The following is a 23,091-nucleotide window of genomic DNA, read 5'->3' on the forward strand; positions in this document are numbered from 1 at the left end:
AGAGAAAGAAGGGCGGAGAAGAGAGAGAGAGAGAGAGAGAGAGAGAGAAGGGAACGGAATGGAAGGAGAGAGGGCGTCGAAGGATCGATCACCGGAGACGAACCTCGACTCGGAATTGAAGTCAAGGACGGCATCGACGTCGCGACATTGTTCTTGCTCTCTTCTCCGTGCCTCCGTGCCTCTGTGGTTAGTTTCCTCCTTTCTTCTCTTCATTCTCCAAGGTGGACATCGCCCTCGGCGACGGATCGCTTCATGAGCCAGGCCAGGGGGACGGTGGCGAGGGCGATGAGGGTGAAGACCCAGAAGCAGTCGAGGAAGGCCATGGCGTAGGCCTGCTGGTCGCGGACCAGGCGGATGGCGCGGAGGCCCATCAGGTCGCCGCGGGCGGGGTCGCCGGTGACGGCGGTGAAGAACCGGCCGGTGGCCTGGAGCGCGGCGCCCGTGGCGTCGCTGAGGGGCTGGAGGGCCTCGGTCAGGCGGAACGTGTGGAACTGGAGCCTCCGCTGGAAGACCGCGGTGGACAGGCCGATGCCCACGCTCGAGCCCTCGTTGCGGAGCATGTTGAACAGGCCGCTCGCGTTGTTCATCTCGGTCTTCGGCAGGTAGAGGACGGCCGCCGCGGCGAGCGGCGCGAACATCAGCCCGGCGCCGGCCATCTGCACGACGCGGGGCCAGACGAGCTGCATCGGGCCGGCCTGGAGGTTCAGGGTCACCAGCCAGTACGAGCCGAGGGCCATCACGGCCCCGCCCAGCGAGATCAGCCAGCGCGCGTCGGCCCCCTTGCGCAGGACCAGGGCGCTGAGGATCATCGTGACCATCGAGAAGAACCCGGCCGGCGAGAGCACGAGCCCGGCATTCGTGGCGTCGTAGCCCATCAGGCCCTGCATCATCTGCGGCAGCAGCAGGATGCTGCCATAGAGCACGGCATACGTCGAGGCCACGATGGCGCAGCCGAAGAAGAAGCTGCGGTCGCGGAGCAGCCGCAGGTTGATGAACGGCGCGGGATGCCGCCATTCCCAGAAGAAGCCGCCGGCCAGGCCGATGGCCGTGAGGATCACCATGATCCGGATGGCCGGCGAGCCGAGCCAGTCCCACTCCTGCCCCTTGTCCAGGACGACCTCCAGGCAGCCCAGGCCCAGCGCGATCAGGCCGATGCCGACGTGATCGATCCGCAGGCCCTTCTCCCGCATGGCCGCGCGCTCGGCCTTCAGGTAGGCCGGGTCCTCCACGAGCAGCTCGTTGAGGATCAGCGAGAGGATGCCGGCGGGGATGTTGATGTAGAAGATCCACCGCCATGAGTAATTGTCGGTGATCCAGCCGCCGAGCGTCGGGCCGAGCACCGGGGCGGTGAGCGCGGCGACGCCGTAGACGGCCATGCCCGCGGCCCGCCGGCTCGCGGGGAAGGTGTCCAGCAGGATCGCCTGCGAGACCGGCTGGAGGCCGCCGCCGGCGATCCCCTGCAGGACCCGCCAGAGGATCAGGATCGGCAGGGTGTGGGCCAGCCCGCAGAGGGCCGACGTGACCGTGAACATCGCCACGCAGGCCATGTAATAGGCCTTCCGGCCCATCGCCGCGGAGAGCCAGCTCGACAGCGGGATGATCATCGCGTTGGCGACGAGGTAGCCGGTCAGCACCCAGTTGGCGTCGTCGGTGGAGGCCCCGAGGTCCCCCGCGATGTGCGGCAACGCCACGTTGGCGATGCTCGTGTCGAGCACCTCCATGAACGTGGCGATCGTCACCGTGAGGGCCACCAGCCACGGATTGGTCGCGCGATCCGCCGCGGCGGCCGTCATCGCGACGGCTCCGGGGCCGTCGCCCGGGCTTCCTCCGCGACGGGCCGGCGGAGCTTCCGGCCGGCGAACGGGCCGGTCGGCGTCGCGCGGATCAGGACCCGCGGCTCGACCGACAGGCCGACGAACAGCGGGGCCTCCGCGGGGTTGCCGTCCACCAGGTCGATCCGGACGGGGAGCCGCTGGACGACCTTCACGAAGTTCCCCGTCGCGTTCTCCGGCGGCAGGAGCGCGGTCGCGGCGCCGGTCCCCGGGGCGAAGCCGGAGACCCGGCCGCGATAGGTCCGGCCGGGGTAGGCGTCGGCCGCAATCTCGACCGGCTGGCCGATCGCGATCTCGGCGATCTGGGTCTCCTTGAAGTTGGCGTCGATCCAGATCTCGTCGAGCGACCGGAGCATCATCAGCCCCTGGCCCGCCTGCACGCGGTTGCCCGGGTTGGCGACCCGGCGGCCGATGATGCCGTCGAACTCGGCGTGGATCCTGGTGTCGCGGAGGTCGATCCGCGCCTGGTCGAGCGCCCGGCTCGCCTGCTCGATGCCGGCCTTCGCCAGCCGGACCGGGGGGGAGTCCTCGGCCAGTTGATTCAGGTAGGCGTCCTGGTCGCCGCCGGGGGCCTTCTTGCGGAAGTTCTCGATGACGGTCTTCGGATCCTCCTCGATGGGGGGCACCTCGATGCCGAGCTTGACGGCCACGTTGATCAGCTCCGCGAGCGACGCGCGGACGGCCGGGGCGCGGCCGATCCAGTCGGCGGGGACGTCGCCCGGGGCCTGGCCGGCCGGCGGGATCGAGGGCAATCCGAGGGCGGCCCGCGCCAGGTGGACCTGCTCCTGGGCCTCCAGCTCGGTGGCCGCGGCGACCTGGTAGGACGCCTCGCGCTGGTCGACGACCTGCTGCGTCCCGCTGTTGGACTGGAGCAGGTTCCGCGCCCGGCGGAGCTCGGCCTCGGCGAGCGACCGCTGGGCGGCGGCCTTGGCCTGGGTCGCCAGGCTGGCCTTGAGCTTGGCGATCCCCTCGACGACCCCGTCGGTGGTGAGGATCAGGTTGTTGAACGCGGCGCGGAGGCCCGCCACGACGGCCTTCGCCTGGGACCGCGCCTGCACGAGCTGGGCCTCCGCCACCGCCACCGCGGCGGCCGCGCGGCCCTCCGCCACGCGGTAGAGCTCCGGGTCGAGCTCGACGAGGAGGTCCCCCTTCTTGACGAAGTCGTTGTCGTCGACGCGGATCTCCAGGATCGTGCCCGCCACGCGCGGGGCGACGTACGTGACGTGCCCGGCGACGTACGCGTCGTCGGTGTGCTCCGAGTTCCACAGGACGACGAGCCGCGGCCAGGACCAGGCGACCGCGGTCGCGATCGCCGCCACCAGCACCAGGCCGATCAGCAGCCGCCTGCCGCCCGGGTGCGACGGCCTCGACGGGGGGGCATGCTCCGTCGGGGGCGACGCCTCGGGGGCGTCGCCGGGGGCGTCCTTGCGCGTCGCGGATGGGGGAATGCCCGCCGCGCCCGAGGCCGGCGTGGAGACCTCGCGGTCCTGTTCCGTGTTCAAGGGGGGGATCTTCCTGTCGGTGGCGCGGGCGGCCGGCGGCGCGTCGAGGCTGTTTGCGAGGGCCGCGGGCCCGCTCCCTCTTCCTGGACTCTATATCCGGCGGACCGGCCCGGCAAGCCCTCGCCGCGCGGGCGGGTGGCTCGCGACGGCCTCGCCGATCCGGTAGGATCCGCGGGATGGCCTCGTCGTCGCGACCCCCGCCGCGCGGGCGGCGCGGGTTTCGCACGGGCGATCCGTCCTGAGCGATCGTTCAGGAATGACCGCACCGGAATCTCGGCCCTGGGAGGGACGTCATGAGTCTCGGCAATGCAACCCCCGATGCCGTCGTCATGCGGCGGGTGCTCCGCCACGAGCTGGAGGCGATCCGCGGCAACTGGCCGTGGCTGCTGGCCCTGGGGATCATCCTGGTGATCTCCGGCACGCTGGCCATGGGCCTGCCCCTGGTGGCCACGCTGGCCACGTCGCTGACCATCGGCGTGCTGCTCCTGATCGGCGGCGGGGCGCAGCTCGTGGGCGCCTTCTGGACGCGGGACTGGAGCGGATTCTTCCTGGTCCTGCTGATGGGCGTCCTCTACGCGGTCCTCGGCATTCTCTTCATCCGCCAGCCCGTCCAGGCGGCCGCCGCGCTCACCCTGCTGCTCGCCTGCGCCCTGATGGTGGGGGGCCTCTTCCGGATCATCGTCGCGCTGGCGTACCGGTTCCCGCAGTGGGGCTGGGTCCTGCTGGGCGGGCTCCTGAATCTCTTCCTGGGCATCCTCATCTGGATGGAGTGGCCGGGCTCGTCGCTCTGGGTGATCGGCCTGTTCGTGGGCATCGACATGCTCTTCAGCGGCTGGACCTGGATCATGCTGGCCCTCCGGCTGAGGGGCATCGCGGCCCGCCACCCGGGCCACCACCACCATTCGGGCACGCCCGCGACCGCCCCGCCGCCGGATGCGTCGTGAGCCACCCAGCCGTCGCTTTCGCCGCGACTCGTTCGCTTCCCCCCTTACGAAGGGGGGATTCAGGGGGGTGATTTCGATCGCGATGGCTCGCGCCATTCACCCCCTCCAACTGCCCCTTGGTCAGAGGGGGAGAGCCGGACATGCGCCCCCTGCTTCCGGGGGGGATTCGGGCGTCGGGCCGTTCGTCCCGCGCCCTAATCGACGACCGCTTCCCTCCGGGATCGCTTCTCCTTCGGGGGATCGCCGGCGCTTTCCCCGGGCCGCGAGGGGTGATGCTCTCCCCCCTCATTCGCGTCGGAGACGCCCGCGCGGGGGCCGCCGGGCCGTCGGTTGTGCGGGGGCCGCCGGGCGGGGTCTGGGGCCCCCTCCGGCGGCGGGCGGAACGGCCCGGACCAGACCCGCCCGGGCCCGGGCCTCCCTCGCAGCCCGATGTCGGGGATGGCCGGCATGGGGGTCTGGATCGCGCCGTCGGGCACCACCACGGGCGTGATCCGGTTCACCTGCCAGACCCCCGGCGCGGTCTCCTGGAATCCCAGGGACCACGTCGTGTTGACCGTCCCCACGTTGTACGAGCCCCCCAGCGACGTCTTCAGCGTCCCCCGCGCGTAGACGCGGAACTCCGCCTTGCCCCGGCGGGTCCGCCGCCCCGCGCTGGCCTGGAGGTCGCGCAGGTGGACGAAATCGAAGGTCGCGTTCCTCAGATTCGCGCGGATCAGCTCGCGCGTCGCCTCGCCGGAGATCGCCATCTCGTTCTGGACGTACTCCACGTCCGGCGTCAGGTTCGCCAGCACCCGGTCGGCGTCGCTCGCCAGGACCGCCCCCCTCAGGTCGTAGACCACCCGCTCGATCCGCTCGTTGTCCGTCACCCACAGGTAGTCCACCAGCACCAGCAGGCCCGCCACCCCGAGCGCCCCCATCGCCCACATCAGGAACTTCCCCTGCTGCGTGACCCGCACCGCCACGAAGCAGGCCGCCGCCGCCAGGACCAACCCGACCGCCAGGTACGTCGGATCTTCCGCCAGGACCGTCATCGGGCTCCTCCCCTCTCCAGGACCGGAACTGGGCTCCGCCGAGCCGCCCCTCTATGACATGTGTCAGACGATGGTCATTCTATCGGCCTTCCGGCGCGTGGGAAGGGGCCAGCCGAGGGAATTCCGCTCGGGTCAGGGCCGGTCCTTCTTCTCGGCGTCGTCCTTCTTCTCGGCGTCGTCCTTCTTCTCGGCGTCGTCCTTCTTCTCGGCGGCCTTCTTTTCGGCCTCAGGCTTCTTTTCCGGCTCCTTGTGGCGGACGGTGACGATCTCGGAGACGGTGACGGGGATGAGGTTGTAGCGGGGCTCCCACTCGGTGGGGCGGAGCTTGACGCTGTTCTCCAGGAAGCGGGTGATGGCCTCGCTGACCTTGGGCTCCAGGCGGAGGAGCTTGTAGCCGTGGAGCGAGGAGGGGAAGAGCTCGATCCGGTTGAGCCGGACGCGCTCGACGACGCCGCGGACGGCCTCGACGGTGTCCTTGGAGGGGGCGTCCTTGGCGCCGGCGAGGAGGGCCAGGGGGACGCGCGGGGCCAGCGAGGGGACCAGGGATTTCAGCGCGTATCCGTAGCCCGCGGGCATGGGGGAGATCAGGATCAGGCCGTTGAGGTCGCTGGCGCGGCCGTCGGTGGAGACCGCGGCGCCGGGCTGGTAGGCCCAGGCGGCGGCGAGGTTCGCCCCCTCTCCCACGCCCAGGACGCCGAGCTTGGCGATGTTCAGGTCCCCGCGGTTGTGGCGGTCCAGGAGGAAGATGTAGGCGGCCTGGAGGTCCTCGGCGAGCTGCTGGCGGTCCCCCTGGGTGAGCTCGCGGCGGGCGTTCTGGCCCTGGCCGCGGAGGTCCAGGGAGAGCACCGCGTAGCCTTCCTGCTGGAGGTGCTCGGCCAGCCCCTTGCCCTTCAGGTCGGAGACCGGATCCTCGAAGTCCTTGCGCGCCCGGCCGCCCTCGTGCACGAGCATGACGACCGCCGCGCCGGTGGCGAGCTTGGACGGGTAGTACGAGGCGGCCAGCGGGGTGCCGTCGAACGAGCGGAGGCGGAAGGTGAAATGGTACGTCCCGGCCGCCGACTTCTCCGCGGCCTTCTCGACGGCCCTGGCGTTGGCCGGGTTGAGCGGGTCGGCGGCCTCGGGCCGGGCCTTCTTCAGCGGCGCCCCGCCCTGGTTCCTCACCCGGGCGCGACCGGGCGGCTTCGGCTGCTGCGCCACCGCCATCCCGACGATGACCAGGCCGGCCAGGACCGCCGCCAGCCCCCTGCCGCCCCACCCGCGTATCCCGTCGCGCATCGTCGTGTATCCCGCAAGGATTGTTTTCGAACCCTCGACCCGGCTCGTCGCCCGCCGGCCGCTCCTGGCCGTCGCCGCCCCGTTCATCGTAAGATCATGGGAGAGGAGCGACAAGGGACGTAAGAACGGTTCGCCGTCCCTGTCGCCGTCGGGGAGGTACACCGCCATGCTCGGCGCGATCGCCGGCGACGTCATCGGCTCGGTCTTCGAGGCCAACCCGATCAAGGCGACGTTCTTCCCCCTCTTCCACGACCGCTGCCGGTTCACCGACGACACGGTGCTGACGGTGGCCCTGGCGGAGAGCATCCTGGAGGGGACGCCGTACGTCTCGCTGCTGAAGTCGTACTACCGGCGCTATCCGAAGGCCGGCTTCGGGGGTTCCTTCCACCACTGGGCGCTCGCGCCGGGGGCCGAGCCGTACAACAGCTTCGGCAACGGCTCCGCGATGCGGGTCTCGCCGGTCGGCTTCGCGTATGACTCGCTCGACGAGGTCCTCGACCGGGCCCGCGAGAGCGCCGAGGTCACCCACAACCACCCGGAGGGGATCAAGGGGGCCCAGGCCGTCGCCGCGTCGATCTTCCTGGCCCGCACCGGCAGCACCAAGGACGAGATCCGCGACTACGTGGCGAAAACGTTCGACTACGACCTGGACCGGACGCTCGACGAGATCCGCCCGCGGTATGCCTTCGACGTGACCTGCCAGGGCTCGGTCCCGGAGGCGATCCTGGCGTTCCTGGAGTCCACCGATTTCGAGCACGCCGTCCGCCTGGCCATCTCGCTGGGGGGCGACGCCGACACCCAGGCCTGCATCGCCGGCGGCATCGCGCACGCCTTCCACCGCGGCGTCCCCGCGGAGATCTCCGAGCCGGTCCTCGAGATCCTCGACGAGCCCCTGGCCGAGGTCGTCCGGCGGTTCCAGGAGCGGTACGAGGCGGCGCGGTGAGGGAGGATTGATGGGCGGACTGCCGCCGCGGCGGGGTCTGTGCTAACCTTCAGGGGATGATTCGTGTCCCGCGACAGGGGTGCCTGCGCGATGCTCAAGAGTCTCCAGCTCGAGAATTACCGAGGGTTCCGGCGATACCGCCTGGACGGCCTGGCCCGGGTCAACCTGCTCGTCGGCAAGAACAACTGCGGGAAGACGTCGATCCTGGAGGCGGTGCGGATCCTGGCCGCGCAGGGGGATCCGAGGGTCCTGGCCGAGATCGCGACCCGGCGCGGCGAGAGGATTGCCGCCGGCGACGCAAGCGAGAACTCTTATGCGGACGTATCGCCCTTCTTTCATGGATATGAATTCGGCTCGGGCAAGTCCCTCTCGCTGCACGGGGAGATTGGCTGCGGCCACCTCGAACTGAAGGTCGCCCGGCTCTCGGAGATCGAAAAGACGAGGCAACTGCAATTCGCTCACCCGAGCGGGGTCACCCTTCGACGCGGAGCCTCGGTGGAGGAGGTCGCGGTGCAGCTCGGGAATCACCTCTTCGTCGAGATCACGGGAGGCGAGCACCGGCCACTCTGGCCGCTCATCCCCGCTTCCGACAGCGGGGCCCTCCTCCTGGAGCCCAGTTTCTTCGGCGTCGGCGAGCCGGCGGATGCCGTCAACATCCAGCTCATCACGACGGAGTCCCTCCCCCCCCGTGCGATGGCCTCGATGTGGGACGCGGTCCTCACCGAGGGCCGCGAGGCCGACGTCATCCGGGCGCTCAAGATCCTGGAGCCGGAGATTTCCAACGTCTTCTTCCTGAGCGGCGAACGGGCCTCCCGGAACGGCCGCGGCGGGATCCTCGTCGCCTTCGAGGATCCGAAGCGGAAGCGCGTGCCGCTGGGCAACTTCGGCGAGGGGATCCGGAGAATGCTGGCCCTGGCCCTCTCGCTGGACCAGGCCCGGGGCGGGATCCTGCTCGTCGATGAGATCGACACGGGGCTGCACTATTCGATCCTCGGGGACATGTGGCTGATGCTGGTCAACGCGGCGAAGGCGTACGACGTCCAGGTCTTCGCCACCACCCACAGCCAGGACTGCATCCGCGGCCTGGCCTGGCTCTGCGAGCGGCATCCGGACCTGGGGGTTGACGTCTCGGTGCAGAAGATCGACCCGGACCTCGACGAATCCATCGACCTCGACTCCGAGAAGCTTCAGATCGCCGTTGAGCAGGCCATCGAGGTGCGATGATGCCCGCGATTTCCGCCCGGTCGAGGCTCTACGTGGAAGGCACCGACGATCTCCACGCGATCGCCAACCTGGTCGAGGCCCATGGCATCGACTACAGGACGAACGCTTCAGCACCGGAGATCGAGAAGGTCATCGGCGTGGAGAAGCTCCTGAAGACGATAGAAACCGCCGTGGAGTTGGCCGGCGGCAGGGCGGTCGGCTTCGCCTCGACGCCGACTCGCCGATCGCCGCCCGCTGGGCCTCGGTCCGCCAGCACCTCGTGAACGCGAGAGTTGAGGACGTCCCCGAGCAGATCCCCGCCGGCGGCTTCATCGGCGTCTCGGCCTACCATTCCCGCGTCGGCGTCTGGCTCATGCCGGACAACGTCCGCGATGGGACGCTCGAGGAGTTCCTCCGGGACCTCGTCGCCGATCAGGACCCGATCATCGGCCATGCGGAGTCGGCCACGGATCGGGCGAAAGACCTCGGCGCGGGCTTCCCGCCCCAGGACCGCCTGAAGGCCCTGATCCACGCGTGGCTCGCCTGGCAGGACGTCCCGGGCCGGCCCTACGGGCTGGCGGTCAAGGCGCGGTCCTTCCGCCACGACGGCCCGATCGCGGGGCGGTTCGTCGACTGGTTCCGGGCGCTCTACGAAGTGACCCTCACCCCAGGCTCGGGAGGAGGCGGCCATGGGGAAGACGTCCCGGATCGGTAACCTCATCGTCCTTGGCGTCGTCGCCGTCGTCCTCGGCGTCCCGCTCCTGGTCATCCTCAATGTGTTCTACGGGGTCCACGCCTACCCCGGGGTCTTCGCGCGCAACATCGAGAAGGGCCGGCCCCTCGTGCAGGCCGTCTACGCCTATCGGAGCGACGTGGGGCTCTACCCCGAGAGGCTGGAGGACCTGGTCCCCGATTACCTCGCCGCCGTGCCGGAGGGGTGGCAATACAGGGCGCCGGCCGAGGGGGTGCCGGCGCGGCTCCAGCTCCACGGCGCCTTTCACAGCTTCCTCAGCTACTACTTCGCCCGCCCGGTCGACTCGCGGTGGCCGGCGGACTTCTGGCCGGAGGGCTGGGAGTACAACCAGGAAGGGACGCTCCACTTCCAGGGCAGGGACGTGGTCCCCGTCCCGCCCTTGCGGACGTCGACGGAGGGGCGGAAATGAGCGGAACGGGCTCGACGGCGCCGAGAATCCCGAGACCCTCGCCCGCGAAATCGGGTAACATCTCGGGCCGGATGGCCGCGGTCCACGACGAGACGAGCGAGGAGCATTGATGGCCGAGCCGGTGATCGCCACCCTGGGGCTGACGAAGCACTACGGCCGCTTCGCGGCCCTGTCCGACATGAGCCTGGAGGTCCGCAAGGGGGAGGTCCTGGGCCTGCTCGGGCCCAACGGGGCGGGCAAGACGACCCTGATCCGGCTGCTGCTGGGGATGCTCCGGCCGACGGCCGGCACCGCCAGCGTGGCCGGCCTCGACCCGTGGCGCGACGGCCGGGAGATGCGCCGGCGGGTCTCTTACCTGCCCGGCGAGATCCGCCTGTTCGGCCACCTGACCGGCTTCAAGATGCTCTGCTACATGAGCGACCTCCGCGGCGGCGAGGCCCTGGAGCGGGCCGTCGCCATCGCCGAGCGGGTGCTCAAGCTCGACCTCAACCGCAGGGTCCGGGCGTACTCCACGGGCATGAAGCAGAAGCTCGCCCTGGCGCAGGCGTTCGCCGATCCGGTCGACATCCTGATCCTCGACGAGCCCACGTCCGCGCTCGATCCGACGGTGCGGAACGACGTCGTCAACCTGGTCCACCAGGCGCGCGACGCCGGCCAGACGGTGGTCTTCTCCGGGCACGTCCTCTCCGAGGTGGAGGCCGTGGCCGATCGGGTCGCGATCATGCGAAGGGGCCGGCTGATGCACATCGAGGACATGCGTGACCGCCGCGGCCTGCGGCTGGTCCTGGCCCGCTACGAGGGAGAACTCCCGGACCGGTTCCCGGAGGAGCTCGGCCTGGTCGTCCGCGAGCGGAAGGGGCAGACGATCCTCTGGGAGCACCGCGGGCCGGTCTCTCCGCTGGCGACCTGGATCGGCGCGGAGCCGATCGTGGATCTCGCCGTCGGCACCGAGGACCTGCGGAGCCTCTACGACCGCTTCCACGGCACCGAGGCGAGGGACGACCGGGAGCAAGAGGACGAGGAGGAGCTGTCATGACCGCGTTCGGCACGATGCTCCGCCGCCAGCTCGGCGAATCGCGATGGTTCCTGGGCCTGGCGGCGTCCGCCCTCTTCGGCCTGGGCTGGCTCTCCGCGTTCATCGCCTGCCGGGTCGAGCGGAGGTTCCGCGAGGTGACCGGCGAGGACGCCGAGCGGTTCACCCAGTTCACCCGGGGGATGGGGGGGAAGGCGATGGATTTCTCCTCGCTCGCCTTCCAGGTCATGTTCTGGAGCCATCCGTTCGTCTTCCTGATCGTCTGCACCTGGGCGATCTCGCGCGGGTCCGCGGCGGTGGCCGGGGAGATCGAGCGCGGCACGCTCGACGTGACCCTGTCCCGCCCGGTCTCGCGCTGGGAGTACCTGGCCACGCAGGTCCTGGTCGCGGTCCTCGGCTTCCTGGTCCTGGCCGCGGCGCTGGTGATCGGCAACCGGATCGGCGGGCTCTACAACAAGGTCTCGGACCCGCCCTCGGCGATGGCCCTGATCATGCCGGCGGCGAACCTGGCGATGGTCGGCCTGGCCGTCTATGGCTACTCGCTGCTGCTCGGCTCGTGGGACGTCGTCCGCTGGCGGCCCAACCTGTTCGCCGCCACCCTCACGATCGCCGGCTTCGTCGCCGGCGTGGCCTCCACGTTCCCGACCCTGTCCGACTGGGAATGGATCGGCCGGTTCTCCGTCTTCAAGGCCTTCGACCCGGTGGAGGTCGCCGTCACCGGCGAGACCTTCGCCCCCCACGCGACCGGCCTCGGCATCGTGGCCGCGACGGGCGTCATCCTGGCCTTCGCCGTCTTCCACCGCCGGGACCTGCCGTCGAATAGCTGAGGGGTCGCCGTCCACGGGTGGAGGGCAACAAGGGTGGAGAAGGCCATCGAGCCGCCAATCGACTTCCCCTGCTTCGGGCGACCAGGACGAAGCAGGTTCTGATGAGCTGGCCAGCCAACCAGGACCGCGCCCGTCGGGCAGAGTAAGCCCTCACCCCCCCCTTTAAGGTTGGAATATTCTGCATTATCGTCACACTGTACCGAGCACCCAGCCCTCCTCGCAGATGCAGCGCTCGACAGCAGACCACGATAGGTCGGCCGGGGCCGAGAAGAAGGGGGCGAGAGTCCCAGCCCCATCGTGCCCGTCCGCCCAGAGGCACATGGCCCGCACCTGCGCCTGGTCCTTGATGAGCAGTGGGTCTGCGGCGATGAACTGCTCGGCCATCTGCTTCACGACGCCCGGCCAGATCTCGGTGTGCAGGACGAACGGCCGTCGGCCAGGAGCGAGTTCCGCCGTGAAGCCTGTCTCGAACGGCCACACCAGACTGACGCCAGCAAGGAGCGGATGGCGGCGCAGGTAGTGGACGACGGGGATGCCCGTCAGCGCCTGGCTCCCCACGCTGCCGGGGGTGAAGAGCTTGAACGCCGACTGCGGCTGCATGCCGGCCTGCCGGAGGCGCTCCTCGGTGGCCCGCCACGCGGAGAGAGTCACTCCGTTGCGGGCAACGAAGGGGAAGGCGGGGGACGTGGCAGCCAGGACTGCGCCGGGCGTCGGCGTGTTCCAGAACGGGCCCGGCGCCGCGCCCGCCGTGGTCATCATCGCGTTAAGGGCGGAAGCGACGTCGAAGCGGTTCGATCGGTTCTCCTCGTCGCGCAGCAGGGCAGAGAGCGCGGCCCACACCGCTAGCCACTTGCCGGATGGAGTCGGCAAGCCCGCTGCGTCGGCGAACCCGCGGGGGTAGCCGTAGGCGAAGTCGAACCCGACGAGGACGCGACGGCCGGCGGCAACGTGCCGCAGGAGGCGGGCCTCGACGTGGGCGGCACACTCCCGCCTTCCGGGGAACCACTGTTCGGCTGGTGACGCTCCGGCTGCCATTTCGCACAACCAGACTTGGTCTGCAGACGGCGCAGTGGCGCGGCCATTGGTGGCGCTCCAGTCGATGAACAGGTAGGTGTCGAATAGTCGGCCGGGTCGCTCGTCCGCCTCACCTTGGGGTGCCGATTGAAGGCTTCGGACCGGGGACGCCGTTGGCGGAGCCTGTGGCTCCTCGGTGGCCGCCCCTTGCCCGACGAGGGGCGCGGGAGCGGCGTCGGCCAACACCAGCGACACCGCCACCCATGTCCCAGGGGCAATCGCATCCCACGCTTGACGTGTGGCGGCGTCGGCAGCGCGGAGGGCAAACTGGCCGCCGGCGAAACGCGCCCACCGCGTCTGCACGCCGCCGAGCAGCAGCGAGATTTCCTGGCCGGCCGTCAGGGCCCTCAGAACGTTGAGCAGCCCTTCACCAGGTGACTCCCGGGAATTGGCTTGGTTGAACCACAGGCTGTGGTCTGCTGTGCGATGCGCCTGTGCCATGTTCTTATATCGCCTTGTTAATTTCTTGATCCCGCCTCGGACGGTAGGATGAGGGTTGCAACGACTTCCCCATCACTCCGGCCGAGGACGGACTCATGGCCATTCTACCCGAGACACCGCGTGGCTTCTGGGACGATTTCATCCTGATCTTCACCCGGCCCACCTTCCGCCGAATCCTGGCCCTCGTGGGTTCAGCGATCCTGACTGTCGGGCGTCGCACGGTGGTGAATCTGCCGCGGACGGCCGGATCACTCGTCGCCGGCGCATCCCCCAGCTACCGCCGCGTCTTCTCGCAGGCGCGATGGTCGCCGTTGCGGTTGGCCGAGGTCCTGGCCCGGCGCGTCGTCGCCCTCTTGCCGGCCGACGCCGAGGTCGTCGTGGTCGCCGACGATACGGTCTTCTCCCACCCGGGCAAGCACGTCTTCGGCAAGGCCCGGCATCGCGACCCGGTCCGCTCGTCGCACGCCTTCACCGCCTGGCGGTACGGCCACAACTGGGTCGTGCTCGCCGTCTTGGTCCGCTTCCCGTTCGCCATTCGCCCGTGAGCCCTGCCGGTGCTGGTCGCCCTCTACCGCGACGCGGCCGATGACCGCCGCGAGGCGCGTCGTCATCGCACGCCGGCCCAGCAGGCGATCCGGCTGCTGTGGCTGATGATCCGCTGGTCCCCCGGCCGCCACTTCGTCTTCGTCGGCGATTCGGCCTACGGGATGCACGAGATGGACCGCTTCTGCCATCGCCATCGCAGGCCGCTGGTGCTGGTGAGCAAGATCCACCCGGAGGCCAACCTCTTCGAGACCCCGCCCCCCTATCGAGGACCGGGCCGCCCGCGGATCAAGGGGGCGAGGCTGCCGAAGCCTCGCCAGGCCGTCGCCGAAGGGGGCCGACGCCGGCGGATGACGGTCGCCTGGTACGGCGGCGGGACTCGACGCGTCGAGACGAGGACCGGGGCCGGTTCCTGGTACAAGAAGGGCGAGGGCCTGGTCCCGATCCGCTGGGCCTTCGTCCATGACCGCGATGGCACGCACCGCGACGAGTACTTCTACGCGACGGATCCGGCGTTCGCCGCGCGGCGGATCGTCGAGACCTACACCGGCCGCTGGAGCATCGAGACCACCTTCCAGGAGGCGCGTTCCGAGCTCCATATCCAGACGACGCGGGGCTGGAGCAAGCCGACGGTCCTGCGGACCGTCCCGTGCCTGTTCGGGCTGTACTCGGTCGTGGCGATGCTCTACGCCTCCCTGCCGCGCGGGCGCAGTGTCGGGGCCGTCGGCTGGCCGGGCAAGACGGTCGTTACCTTCTCGGACACCATGTCGGCCGTCCGCCGCTGGATCTGGGCCGAAGGGGTTTTCGCACACGCCCCCGACGGCCCGTCCATCCAGAAACTCCCGGCCCCCATCCGCGAAATCCTCTACGCCGCACTCGCCCCGGCTGCGTAGGGGGCGTAGAAACTGCACAAGTCGAGCTCAGCGCATGCCGAGCGAGAGGACCGGCCCCCATCCATCGGGAACTCTCCCTCTCCCCGACAAATCGAGCCTCGTAGCGTGCGTCGGTCCGTCCTGCCGACTCACGCTACAGGGCCCCATCTGGCCCTATGGCGGCTGGATCGGCCTTGATGCGACCGTGGCGAGTTCGCGCCCGAACGATCGTCGCCCTCAGCCCATGAATGCGTACGTTGAGGGTCTGGCGATGCGGCGCCATCGCCGCGGGACTCAAACGTCAACCGGCGGGTGCCATCCGGCGAGGATCCAGTAGGAGCGGACCAGGATCGCGTCAGGGTCGCTGTCCAGGTGGAGTGCAGCGACGGTCGCCCGTCCGGTCGGCGTCAGTCCGAGAATCCGCAGGCCATCCTCGGACCAGCGGAAATGGTCGGCCCATCGTTGTCGGCGCGGATGGAACAGGGATTCCTCATCTCCAGTCTTCGGATCGGGCGCCGAGATCCGATCGGACTTCGACCGATTGCACAGGGGACAGCTCAGCCATAGGTTCGATTCCTCATCCGTGCCGCCGCGAGACCTGGGGATGACATGCTCCACTTCGAGCCGGGCCATGACGAGCCGTTGTGGGCTCAAGCAGTAGCCACACCGATTCCCGGCCGCTTCGCGGACCCGGCGAACAAGATCGACGGGGAGATAATCACGCGGCATCGTCGGCCAGGGGCGGGCGAAGCCCGCGGGCCACGGCCTCCTTGAGGGCACGAGCCTTGAGGACCAGGCCACGGCGGTAATCCGCCATGAGGGCATCAAGCCGGGCCGACTCCCCCTCGGTGAGCCTCCCCTCGCGATGGATGGCCAGCAAGGCACCGAGAGCGTCCTGATCCGCCGGGTTCATGGTCGCCTCGGCGAGCGAGAGCAGGGAGACATCGGACATGGCCTCCACATCCGGTTCCTCGACAGCCCGTCGCAGCCCGTCCAGGACGACGTCCTCGAACCGGCGATGCGTCGCCGAGGCGACCTCGCGGGCACGCCTGGCCAGCTCGTCGGGAATCACCAGCATCACGGTCTCGCTCATGGTCGCGGTGCCTCCACTCCTGTCCTTCCATGGTAGGACGGGGACGTCCCGAGCGGAAGAGCTCGAGCGATCGCTCCCGCTTCCCGGGATCCGTATCATGGTTCGCCGGGATCGACATCGTCCGGGCCGTCCGCTCCCAATGACCGGCGCCGCGGTCCTCGACACGACGACAGGAGCACATCCATGGTCGAAGAACATTATGAGAACGCGGTGATCGGCAGCGGCGAGGCGGGGAAGTTCCTGGCCTGGACCCTGGCGACGAAGGGGCAGAGGACGGCCGTCGTCGAGCGGTGGAAGGTCGGCGGGGCGTGCCCGAACGTGGCCTGCCTGCCGACCAAGAACGTGATCCACGGGGCGAAGGTCGCCGCCTTCGTCCGCGAGGCGGGGAGCTACGGCATCCGCGTCGGGCCGGCGACGGTGGACATGGCCGCGGTGACGGCCCGCAAGCGGGCGATGGTCCAGGGCCTCCAGGCCCTGCACGCGGAGAAGTTCGCCGCCAGCGGCGCGGAGATCATCATGGGCGAGGGCTCGTTCGTCGGCCCCCGGACGATCCGCGTCGCCCTGAGCGGCGGGGGCGAGCGGGTCCTCAAGGCCGACCGCGTCTTCCTCGACGTCGGCTCGCGGGCGAGCCTGCCGGACGTCCCCGGCCTGGCCGAGGCGCGGCCGCTCACCCACGTGGAGGCCCTGGAGCTGGAGAGCCTCCCCGACCATCTGGTCGTCCTCGGCGGCGGCTACGTCGGGCTCGAGTTCGCCCAGGCAATCCGGCGGTTCGGCAGCCGGGTGACGATCCTCCAGCGATCGCGGCTCCTCGACCGCGAGGACCCGGACGTCTCCGAGGCCCTCACGCAGCTCATGACCGACGAGGGGATCGCCGTGGGCACCGGCGCGGCCGTGGCGTCCGTCTCCGGCACCTCCGGCGAGGGGGTGGCGATCACGCTCCGGGGGGGCGGCGTCATCGAGGCCTCGCACCTCCTGGTCGCCGCCGGGCGGGTGCCCAACACGGACTCGCTCGACGCGGCGGCGGGGGGAGTCGAGCTGGTCGAACATGGATATGTTCGCGTAAACGAACGCCTGGAGACGACCGCGGAGGCGGTCTGGGCGATGGGCGACTGCGCCGGCAGCCCGAAGTTCACCCACGCCTCGTTCGACGACTTCCGCGTCGTGCTCGCCAACCTCGAGGGAGGCTCGCGGACGACCGCCGGCCGGCTGATCCCCTACTGCCTCTTCACCGACCCGGAGCTCGCCCACGTGGGCCTCTCCGAGGCCGAGGCGAAGGCGAGGGACATCCCCTACCGGCTGGCGAAGCTGCCGATGGCGGCCATCCTCCGGACGCGGACCATCTCCGCACCCCGCGGCTTCCTCAAGGCCGTGGTCGCCGCGGCGCCCGACGACCGGATCCTCGGCTTCACCGCCTTCGGCGCCGAGGCGAGCGAGCTCCTCACCGCGGTCCAGACCGCCATGCTCGGCGGCCTCCCGTGCACCGTCTTCCGCGACGCGATCATCGCCCACCCGACGATGTCCGAGGGGCTGCACTCGCTCTTCTCGGGGCCCCTCGTCCCGGCCTAGGGCCAATGCCGTTCAACGAAGGCTTGTCTCGTCTCGCATCGCGAAGGCGGAACGTGAACATCCCGGCAGGCAAGGAGTGTCTCCGGGTGGCCGTGGTGGAACACCACGGGACCGCCGTGGCCTCCAGGCGAAGCCCGTTGGGCGCGACAGCTTGCCGCACCGTGGTGTTCCACCACGGCCACCCAGGCTCAGCTCGGAGCCGACGTGACGTCGACCTCGGTCTCGTACCATCGCGGTTTGAGACCCTGCCGAAGCCCGTGTGCCCCTACCCTTCGTTGAACGGTATTGGGACTAGGGCTTCGTCACGGCTTGATTTTCGGGCTGGAAGCAGGACAGGCAGGAATGCCTGTCCTCCGGAATCTCCGTCCCTCCTGGTGCTTCGTCACGGCTTGATTCTCGGGCTGGCAGCGGGACAGGCAGGAATGCCTGTCCTCCGGAATCCCCAACACACCTGGCTGTAAACCCGGGGGACAGACATTCCTGTCTGTCCTGCTGCCCGAATTCGGAGCGTTGACAGAGCACCAGGGCGCCCCCCGGATGCGAGACGGCTGCGTCGTCCCGCGGGGCCGGGCGGAGTCGGCTCCCATGGGAATGATCACGCTTCCTTCATGTCAAAGACATGATAACCATACGGCCCGAGGTCCACGAACAGGCCCCGGTCCCGCAGCTCGTCCCCCTTGCGGGTGTAGGAAGGGCCGCCCATCCGGTCCTTCAGCCGCCAGGTCCGGCCGCCGAGGTCCTCGAAGGGGAGGTGGACGTGGCACTGGCCCTGGTTGTCGGCGTAATTGACGACGGCCAGCAGGCGGCCGCCGTCGGGGCCCTGCCAGGCGAACGCGAGGAAGCCGTCGGCGGTCCAGTTCCCCTCCCAGGCGGGCGAGCACTCCAGCAACCGCCACCGGCCTTCCCGCAGGGTCGACGTCCGCAGGAGGGTCAGGAGCTTCTCGTAGAACCGCTCCAGTTGCTCGTCGGCCGGCTCGTCCGGCTCGCGGCCGAGGTGTGGCGGGATGTGCACCCGGCGGCCCTGAAGCTGGCCCTCCTGGAGGAAGCGGAGGCCCGGGGAGAGATACGTGATCAGGGCGGCGGCCTCGTGGACGCCGGGCGGGAAGGTCGCGGCGGCCCGCGGCTCGTCGTGGTTCTCCAGGAAGCGGGCGAGCCGATCCTGGTAGTCGATCTCCGCACGCAGGTGCTCGCGGACCGGCCGCGCGTGGCGTTCGCGGAGCCGGTCGTAGAGTCGCTTGTCGTACGCGTAATCGAAGCCCTGCTGCTGCAAGGCCCACTCGTAATCCCAGTAGACCTCGGCCAGGAAGCAGAAGCCCTGGGTTTGCTCCCGGACGCGGCGGATCGCGTCGGGCCAGAAGGGTTGGGACGGGATGCCCCAGGTCCGCTCGAAGACCTCCGGCAGGACGAGCATCGCCATGTCGCAGCGGACGCCGTCGCACCGGCCGGCGATCTCGAGGAGCTCGCCGGCCATGGCCTCCTGCACCGCCGGGTTGCCGTAGTCGAGCTGGAGCACGTCCGGCCAGCCGTCGAAGTACGGGTCGCGCCCCAGGGCGAACACGCCGTCGCCGTCGCGGCGACGGACCTTGATGTAGTTCCGCGGGGCGCGGGCGAGGTCCTCCTCCGTGCCGCCGATGTAATACTCGGGATGCTCCTCGACCCACGGGTGATCGAGCGCCGTGTGGTTGGGCACGAAGTCGAGCATCAATTTCAGGCCGCGGGCGTGCAATCGCGAGCGCAGCCGCGCGAGGGCCTCGTCGCCGCCGAGGGCCTCGTGAGCCTCGTAGGCGGTGATGGCGAATCCGGAGCCCGGGATGTCGTCGTCGGTCAGGCCGGGCAGCGCGGCCTCGAACGCGCGCCGCCATTCGGGGCGCGTCCGCGAGACCTGCCGGCTGGCCGGCCCGGTCTGCCAGACGCTCAGGAACCAGGCCCAGTCGAAGCCGAGCCCGGCGATCCGGTCGAGCTCGGCGTCGGGGATGTCGTCCAGGGTCGCGCCCCGGCCGAGCTTGCGAGATCGCCGCGCCAGCCAGGGACGCGTGTTGATCTGATAGAGCGAGGGATAGCGAGGTGAGGTCATCGGTCGATCCTTCTCCGGGACGATCCTCAGGCCGGCTGAGGGACGGGCCAGAATGCCCGTCCCCCCAATTCTCACACCCCCGCCTGGGCATTGCACCGGGGCGCTGAGATTCCGCCTGCTCGTCACGCCGAATTCACGATGGAATCGCTCTCGGCCGAAGGCCTCCTTCGCGTCCTCTTCTCCGTGCCTCCGTGGTCAGTTAGTCCCTCATGGGGCCGTCGCCTTCAGCCGCAGGATCGTGAACGAGTGGGGCGGGAAGACCCGGCGGAACGACTCGGCGACGTCGGTGATGGCCTCCTGCCTGGGCGCGACCTTCCTCGGCTCCTCGATCGTGTTGACCGCGCCGGGCTCGCCCGAGAGGACGATCGCCGTGCCGCTCGGCTCGACCCGGCCGGCGCCGCGGAGGTTGATCTTCGCGTCGATCGCCTCCGCCCCGGTGTTCACGACCTTGACGATCACGGTCCGATCGGCCTGGGCGTAGGTCGCCGTGGCGACGGCCGGGATATGAGCCGCGGGGGCCTCGTCGGCGGTCTCGGTCACGAGCTTGCCGTCGATGTAGCCCTTGACGCGTCGGCCGGCGACCTCGAGCTTCAGGTCGTACCAGCGGCCCGACTCGACGGTGATCGGGGTGCTCGGCCCGTAGGGGTTGCGGCCGCCGGACTCCGCGGCCTCGCACTGGACGACGGTGTTGCCCCAGCCGCCGACGTTCCACCAGCGGTAGTTGTCGCCGTCGGCCGCGTGCCAGATCACCACGAACCCCTCGCGGCCCCCCCGCTTGCGGGCCTTCACGTGGATCGTGTAATCCGTCCAGCCCGGGTCGCCGACGATCGCCCAGGTCTCGCCGTCGCGCTCCGCCGGGGCGATCGCGTCGCCCCGGACCTGCCACGAGCCGCCGGTGAACTGCCAGCCCTTCAGGTCCTTCGCCTGATCGGCGGAGAGGAGCACGCGGCCGTCCGGGGCGGTCACGGTGAAGTCCGCGTACTCGACCGGCGTGTGCCACGAGCCGAGGCCGACCTTGCCCTTCGGCGTCTCGGCCTTCGGGGCCACGGGCGCGGCGTCGAGCCGCGCCGGCAGGACGACGTCCCCCTTGTTCTGGGCGAGCATCACCTGGGCGTGATAGCTCGGCGAGCCGAAGCTATGGAGCGCGTCGTAGCCGATCAGGTTCGTCCCCCACTGCCAGGCCCGGGGGTAGCCCTTCGCCGCGTCGGCCGGGTTCACGTTCACGAACAGCGGGGCGTAGCACTGCATGACCACCGCGTCGGAGTTCCGCTCCAGGCCCATCACGAAGGCGGCGTCGGCGAGCCCCGCGTTGAGCGTCGGCGTCGGCCGGCCCTCCTGCGTCGCCCACTCGCCGACGAACGTCTTGATCCCGCCGGGCTGCCGCCCGTTGAAGCCGCCGCCGTTGAAGCGGAGCGGCTTCGGCGTGCCCTTGGGCTCGTCGTACATCGTGCTCATCCGGGTCAGCTCGCGGGCGCTCCGGTAGAAGTGGTCGTCGTAGAGGTCCGGCGTGGAGCTCGTCACCGGGGCGCTCGCGATGATCTTCAGGTGCGGATACCTCGCGCGGATGGCCGCGGCCATCTGGGTGAACCGGCCGTCGTAGCTGCCGGAGCGGTCGAACCAGTCCTCGTTGCCGATCTCGACGTAGCGGAGCGGGAACGGCTCGGGGAAGCCGTCGGCCGCCCGCTTGCTCCCCCAGACGCTGTCGGCCGGGCCGCTGACGTACTCGATCTCGTCGAGCGCCTCCTGCGTGTAGAGGGCCATCTCCGGGGTGCCGGCCTTGAAGTAGTCGCCGTTGAGCACGTACCCGGCGAAGACGCCCAGCACCGGCTCGGCGCCGAGCTGCTTGCACCAGAGCAGGAACTCGGGCAGGCCGAAGCCGTCCGACGACCGATAGCCCCAGCAGCCCGCGTGGCCGGGCCGGGTGTCGGCCGGGCCGATCATCTCCTTCCAGTTGAAGCGGTCGGAGAACCGGTTCCCCTCCAGGTAGTTCCCCCCCGGCAGGCGGATGAACTTCGGCCGCAGCTCGGCGAGGAGCTCCATCAGGTCCACCCGCAATCCGTTCGGCTTATTCTGATACGTCGGCGGGAAGAGCGAGACCATGCTGAACGCGACGCCGCCGGTGCCCTTGGCGGCGAGCACGAATTTCGCCTTCGACGTGGTCGGGGCGTCCGCGCCGGTCTTCAGCGTCACGGTGTACTTCATCCAGCCCCCGGTGATCGGCGGCGTGTCGGCCCCGGCGACGACCTTGCCGCCGTCGTCGAGCCGGATCGACGCCGCGATCGGCCCGGCAAAGCCGCCGGATGCCTTGGCGTAGAAGGCCGCGGTGTAGGTGGTGTTGGGCCTCACCGGGATGCCCCAGTAGCCGTCATTGGCGACGCCCGATTCGCCGCCGTCCAGGTCCAGCTTCAGGCTGACCGGCAGCGCCGGGTTCACCGGGTCGGCGTGGTCCGCCGCCGCCTTGCCCGCGCCGATCACCGACCAGTGGACCGGCAGGCCGCCCCGCGCGCCCTGGTCCTGGAAGGTGCGGTTCTGGATCAGCTCGGCGAAGAGGCCGCCGTCGTACGCGTGGTTGATCTCCTCGGTCATCAGCCCGAAGGAGTCCGCCGGGATGGCCACGCCGGGCCTGTTGACCTCCACCTCGAGCGTGGCCGGCGCGTCGGCTCGGGCCGGCGCTACGGCCGTGAAGACGCCCGCGCAGGCCGCCGCGATCGCGAGCCAAGGGGTCCAGCTCCAATGGGGTCGGATCGTTCCTCTCATCGATTTCTCTCCGTGTCGCGGCCGCCGCCCGGCTGCCGCCGGGGCCGAGGTCGCCTGTTCGCACGATCGTTTCCGGACGCCACGATGGGTCGCACCGGGCAACGATAGGCGGCGAGCCGAGACGCTCGCAAGGGCCGAGATCACGCAGAAAAATACCAGGATTGCGCAAGAAGACGGGGCGAGCCCAGAGCCTGCCCCCCAGGTCACCGCCCTCGGATTCGAGACGCATCCAGGGCAGCAGGGAGGCCGATCATCGCTTCCCCCCTTACAAAGGGGGGATTCAGGGGGGTGAATTCGATCGCCTCGGCCAGCACAACCCCCCCCCTCCAACTCACCCTTGGTATGCTTAGCATGACCCACAAGTGCGAGAAGCCCGAGACCAAGCGAGGGTGCATGTTGAGCGAGGCGGACCCTCTGGTCCCCTCCCCCCTTCGTGGGGGAGGGTTAGGGAGAGGGGGTGGATCGGGCAGGCCGTTGAGCTCGCGAGAGACCGAGAATCGAGACTATCTCGTGCGATCAGTGCCTGGTTCGTAAGTCATCGGCGGTTGCCCCCTCTCCCTAACCCTGGGGTGTTGGAAAGTTGGTCTTCACGACGGCCGAGGCCTATCCCGGATCTGTTGCGCGGGATCGAGGCTTCCTTGAACATCCGGAGCCTGCCCGGGGCTCGGCAGGAGCCTCGCCCTCCCGAAGGGAGGCGGCCCCGGCCCGGGAGGGCGAGGCTCCTGCCGAGCCCGGCGCGAGCTGCCGTCCGCGCCCGGGCCGTGTTCCCAGCCGCATCACGGGCCTCGGAAGGCGCAACAGAAACGGTCGAGTCCCGACCCCGCCTCCGGGCCGCCAGGACCCACTTTCCAACATCCCACCCTAACCCTCCCCCACACAGGGGGGAGGGGACCGGAATGGCTCGCCCTGCTCGACGTG

General features: G+C 69.9%; 20 protein-coding genes. 11 read left to right on the forward strand and 9 right to left on the reverse strand.

What is annotated here, in order from left to right; translation table 11 throughout:
* Positions 1 to 209: 209 nt before the first annotated feature.
* Positions 210 to 1,793, reverse strand: a complete 1,584-nt coding sequence (locus tag G6O54_RS11045) for a DHA2 family efflux MFS transporter permease subunit (RefSeq protein ID WP_165224726.1) — start codon at positions 1,791 to 1,793, stop codon at positions 210 to 212.
* Positions 1,790 to 3,334, reverse strand: a complete 1,545-nt coding sequence (locus G6O54_RS11050) for an HlyD family secretion protein (RefSeq protein ID WP_165224729.1) — start codon at positions 3,332 to 3,334, stop codon at positions 1,790 to 1,792. Before G6O54_RS11050 ends, G6O54_RS11045 begins: the two co-directional genes overlap by 4 nt.
* A gap of 293 nt (positions 3,335 to 3,627) precedes the next feature.
* Between G6O54_RS11050 and G6O54_RS11055 the strand changes: the two genes are divergently transcribed.
* Positions 3,628 to 4,278: an HdeD family acid-resistance protein gene (locus G6O54_RS11055; protein WP_165224732.1), complete on the forward strand. Its 651-nt coding sequence runs from the start codon at positions 3,628 to 3,630 to the stop codon at positions 4,276 to 4,278.
* Between the two features lie 194 nt (positions 4,279 to 4,472).
* On the opposite strand, the gene G6O54_RS11060 is transcribed toward G6O54_RS11055, so the two are convergent.
* Both G6O54_RS11060 and G6O54_RS11065 read right to left on the reverse strand, forming a co-directional pair.
* On the reverse strand, positions 4,473 to 5,309 hold the full coding sequence (locus G6O54_RS11060) for a hypothetical protein (protein ID WP_165224735.1): 837 nt from the start codon (positions 5,307 to 5,309) through the stop codon (positions 4,473 to 4,475).
* A 132-nt stretch (positions 5,310 to 5,441) separates the two neighbouring features.
* Positions 5,442 to 6,584 carry an alpha/beta hydrolase gene (locus G6O54_RS11065; protein WP_165224738.1) on the reverse strand — a complete coding sequence of 381 codons (1,143 nt, stop codon included), beginning with the start codon at positions 6,582 to 6,584 and terminating at the stop codon, positions 5,442 to 5,444.
* 166 nt (positions 6,585 to 6,750) lie between these two features.
* Here G6O54_RS11065 and G6O54_RS11070 point away from each other — a divergent pair, with 166 nt between their 5' ends.
* From G6O54_RS11070 to G6O54_RS11100, 7 genes are all read left to right on the forward strand, one after another.
* The gene (locus tag G6O54_RS11070; RefSeq protein ID WP_165224741.1) at positions 6,751 to 7,527 is read left to right on the forward strand and encodes an ADP-ribosylglycohydrolase family protein; all 777 of its coding nucleotides are present in this window, start codon (positions 6,751 to 6,753) and stop codon (positions 7,525 to 7,527) included.
* 63 nt (positions 7,528 to 7,590) lie between these two features.
* Complete coding sequence (locus G6O54_RS11075; RefSeq protein WP_165224744.1) at positions 7,591 to 8,751, forward strand: AAA family ATPase; 1,161 nt, start codon at positions 7,591 to 7,593, stop codon at positions 8,749 to 8,751.
* Positions 8,748 to 9,014 (forward strand): DUF3226 domain-containing protein, encoded by a 267-nt coding sequence (locus G6O54_RS11080; protein ID WP_165224747.1) that lies wholly within the window; start codon positions 8,748 to 8,750, stop codon positions 9,012 to 9,014. The genes G6O54_RS11075 and G6O54_RS11080 overlap by 4 nt, the downstream gene beginning before the upstream one ends.
* Positions 9,011 to 9,445 carry a DUF3226 domain-containing protein gene (locus tag G6O54_RS11085; protein WP_165224750.1) on the forward strand — a complete coding sequence of 145 codons (435 nt, stop codon included), beginning with the start codon at positions 9,011 to 9,013 and terminating at the stop codon, positions 9,443 to 9,445. Before G6O54_RS11080 ends, G6O54_RS11085 begins: the two co-directional genes overlap by 4 nt.
* The gene (locus tag G6O54_RS11090) at positions 9,420 to 9,893 is read left to right on the forward strand and encodes a hypothetical protein (protein ID WP_165224753.1); all 474 of its coding nucleotides are present in this window, start codon (positions 9,420 to 9,422) and stop codon (positions 9,891 to 9,893) included. The genes G6O54_RS11085 and G6O54_RS11090 overlap by 26 nt, the downstream gene beginning before the upstream one ends.
* Positions 9,894 to 10,002: 109 nt before the next feature.
* Positions 10,003 to 10,929 (forward strand): ABC transporter ATP-binding protein, encoded by a 927-nt coding sequence (locus tag G6O54_RS11095; RefSeq protein WP_165224756.1) that lies wholly within the window; start codon positions 10,003 to 10,005, stop codon positions 10,927 to 10,929.
* Positions 10,926 to 11,753: an ABC transporter permease subunit gene (locus G6O54_RS11100; RefSeq protein ID WP_165224759.1), complete on the forward strand. Its 828-nt coding sequence runs from the start codon at positions 10,926 to 10,928 to the stop codon at positions 11,751 to 11,753. Before G6O54_RS11095 ends, G6O54_RS11100 begins: the two co-directional genes overlap by 4 nt.
* Positions 11,754 to 11,942: 189 nt before the next feature.
* Here G6O54_RS11100 and G6O54_RS11105 read toward each other — a convergent pair whose 3' ends face one another.
* Positions 11,943 to 13,268 (reverse strand): hypothetical protein, encoded by a 1,326-nt coding sequence (locus G6O54_RS11105; RefSeq protein WP_165224763.1) that lies wholly within the window; start codon positions 13,266 to 13,268, stop codon positions 11,943 to 11,945.
* A gap of 95 nt (positions 13,269 to 13,363) precedes the next feature.
* Here G6O54_RS11105 and G6O54_RS38790 point away from each other — a divergent pair, with 95 nt between their 5' ends.
* Positions 13,364 to 13,813, forward strand: coding sequence for a transposase (locus G6O54_RS38790; RefSeq protein ID WP_205678737.1), 450 nt, complete (start codon positions 13,364 to 13,366; stop codon positions 13,811 to 13,813).
* A 9-nt stretch (positions 13,814 to 13,822) separates the two neighbouring features.
* On the forward strand, positions 13,823 to 14,704 hold the full coding sequence (locus tag G6O54_RS11110) for a transposase (RefSeq protein ID WP_205678738.1): 882 nt from the start codon (positions 13,823 to 13,825) through the stop codon (positions 14,702 to 14,704).
* A 273-nt stretch (positions 14,705 to 14,977) separates the two neighbouring features.
* Here G6O54_RS11110 and G6O54_RS38795 read toward each other — a convergent pair whose 3' ends face one another.
* On the reverse strand, positions 14,978 to 15,508 hold the full coding sequence (locus G6O54_RS38795; protein WP_369432136.1) for an HNH endonuclease: 531 nt from the start codon (positions 15,506 to 15,508) through the stop codon (positions 14,978 to 14,980).
* Complete coding sequence (locus G6O54_RS11120; RefSeq protein ID WP_165224772.1) at positions 15,402 to 15,776, reverse strand: hypothetical protein; 375 nt, start codon at positions 15,774 to 15,776, stop codon at positions 15,402 to 15,404. Before G6O54_RS11120 ends, G6O54_RS38795 begins: the two co-directional genes overlap by 107 nt.
* A 183-nt stretch (positions 15,777 to 15,959) precedes the next feature.
* On the opposite strand from G6O54_RS11120, the gene G6O54_RS11125 reads away from it, so the two are divergent.
* Positions 15,960 to 17,342 (forward strand): dihydrolipoyl dehydrogenase family protein, encoded by a 1,383-nt coding sequence (locus tag G6O54_RS11125; RefSeq protein ID WP_165224774.1) that lies wholly within the window; start codon positions 15,960 to 15,962, stop codon positions 17,340 to 17,342.
* A 595-nt stretch (positions 17,343 to 17,937) separates the two neighbouring features.
* Here G6O54_RS11125 and G6O54_RS11130 read toward each other — a convergent pair.
* Positions 17,938 to 19,416: an alpha-amylase family glycosyl hydrolase gene (locus G6O54_RS11130; protein WP_165224776.1), complete on the reverse strand. Its 1,479-nt coding sequence runs from the start codon at positions 19,414 to 19,416 to the stop codon at positions 17,938 to 17,940.
* Positions 19,417 to 19,623: 207 nt separating this feature from the next.
* A complete protein-coding gene (locus tag G6O54_RS11135) occupies positions 19,624 to 22,173 on the reverse strand; it encodes an alpha-L-arabinofuranosidase family protein (RefSeq protein WP_165224778.1) in 2,550 nt (849 codons plus the stop codon).
* Positions 22,174 to 23,091: the final 918 nt, after the last annotated feature.

Origin of the sequence: Aquisphaera insulae (genome assembly GCF_011064615.1) — a bacterium.
Classification (GTDB): domain Bacteria; phylum Planctomycetota; class Planctomycetia; order Isosphaerales; family Isosphaeraceae; genus Aquisphaera; species Aquisphaera insulae.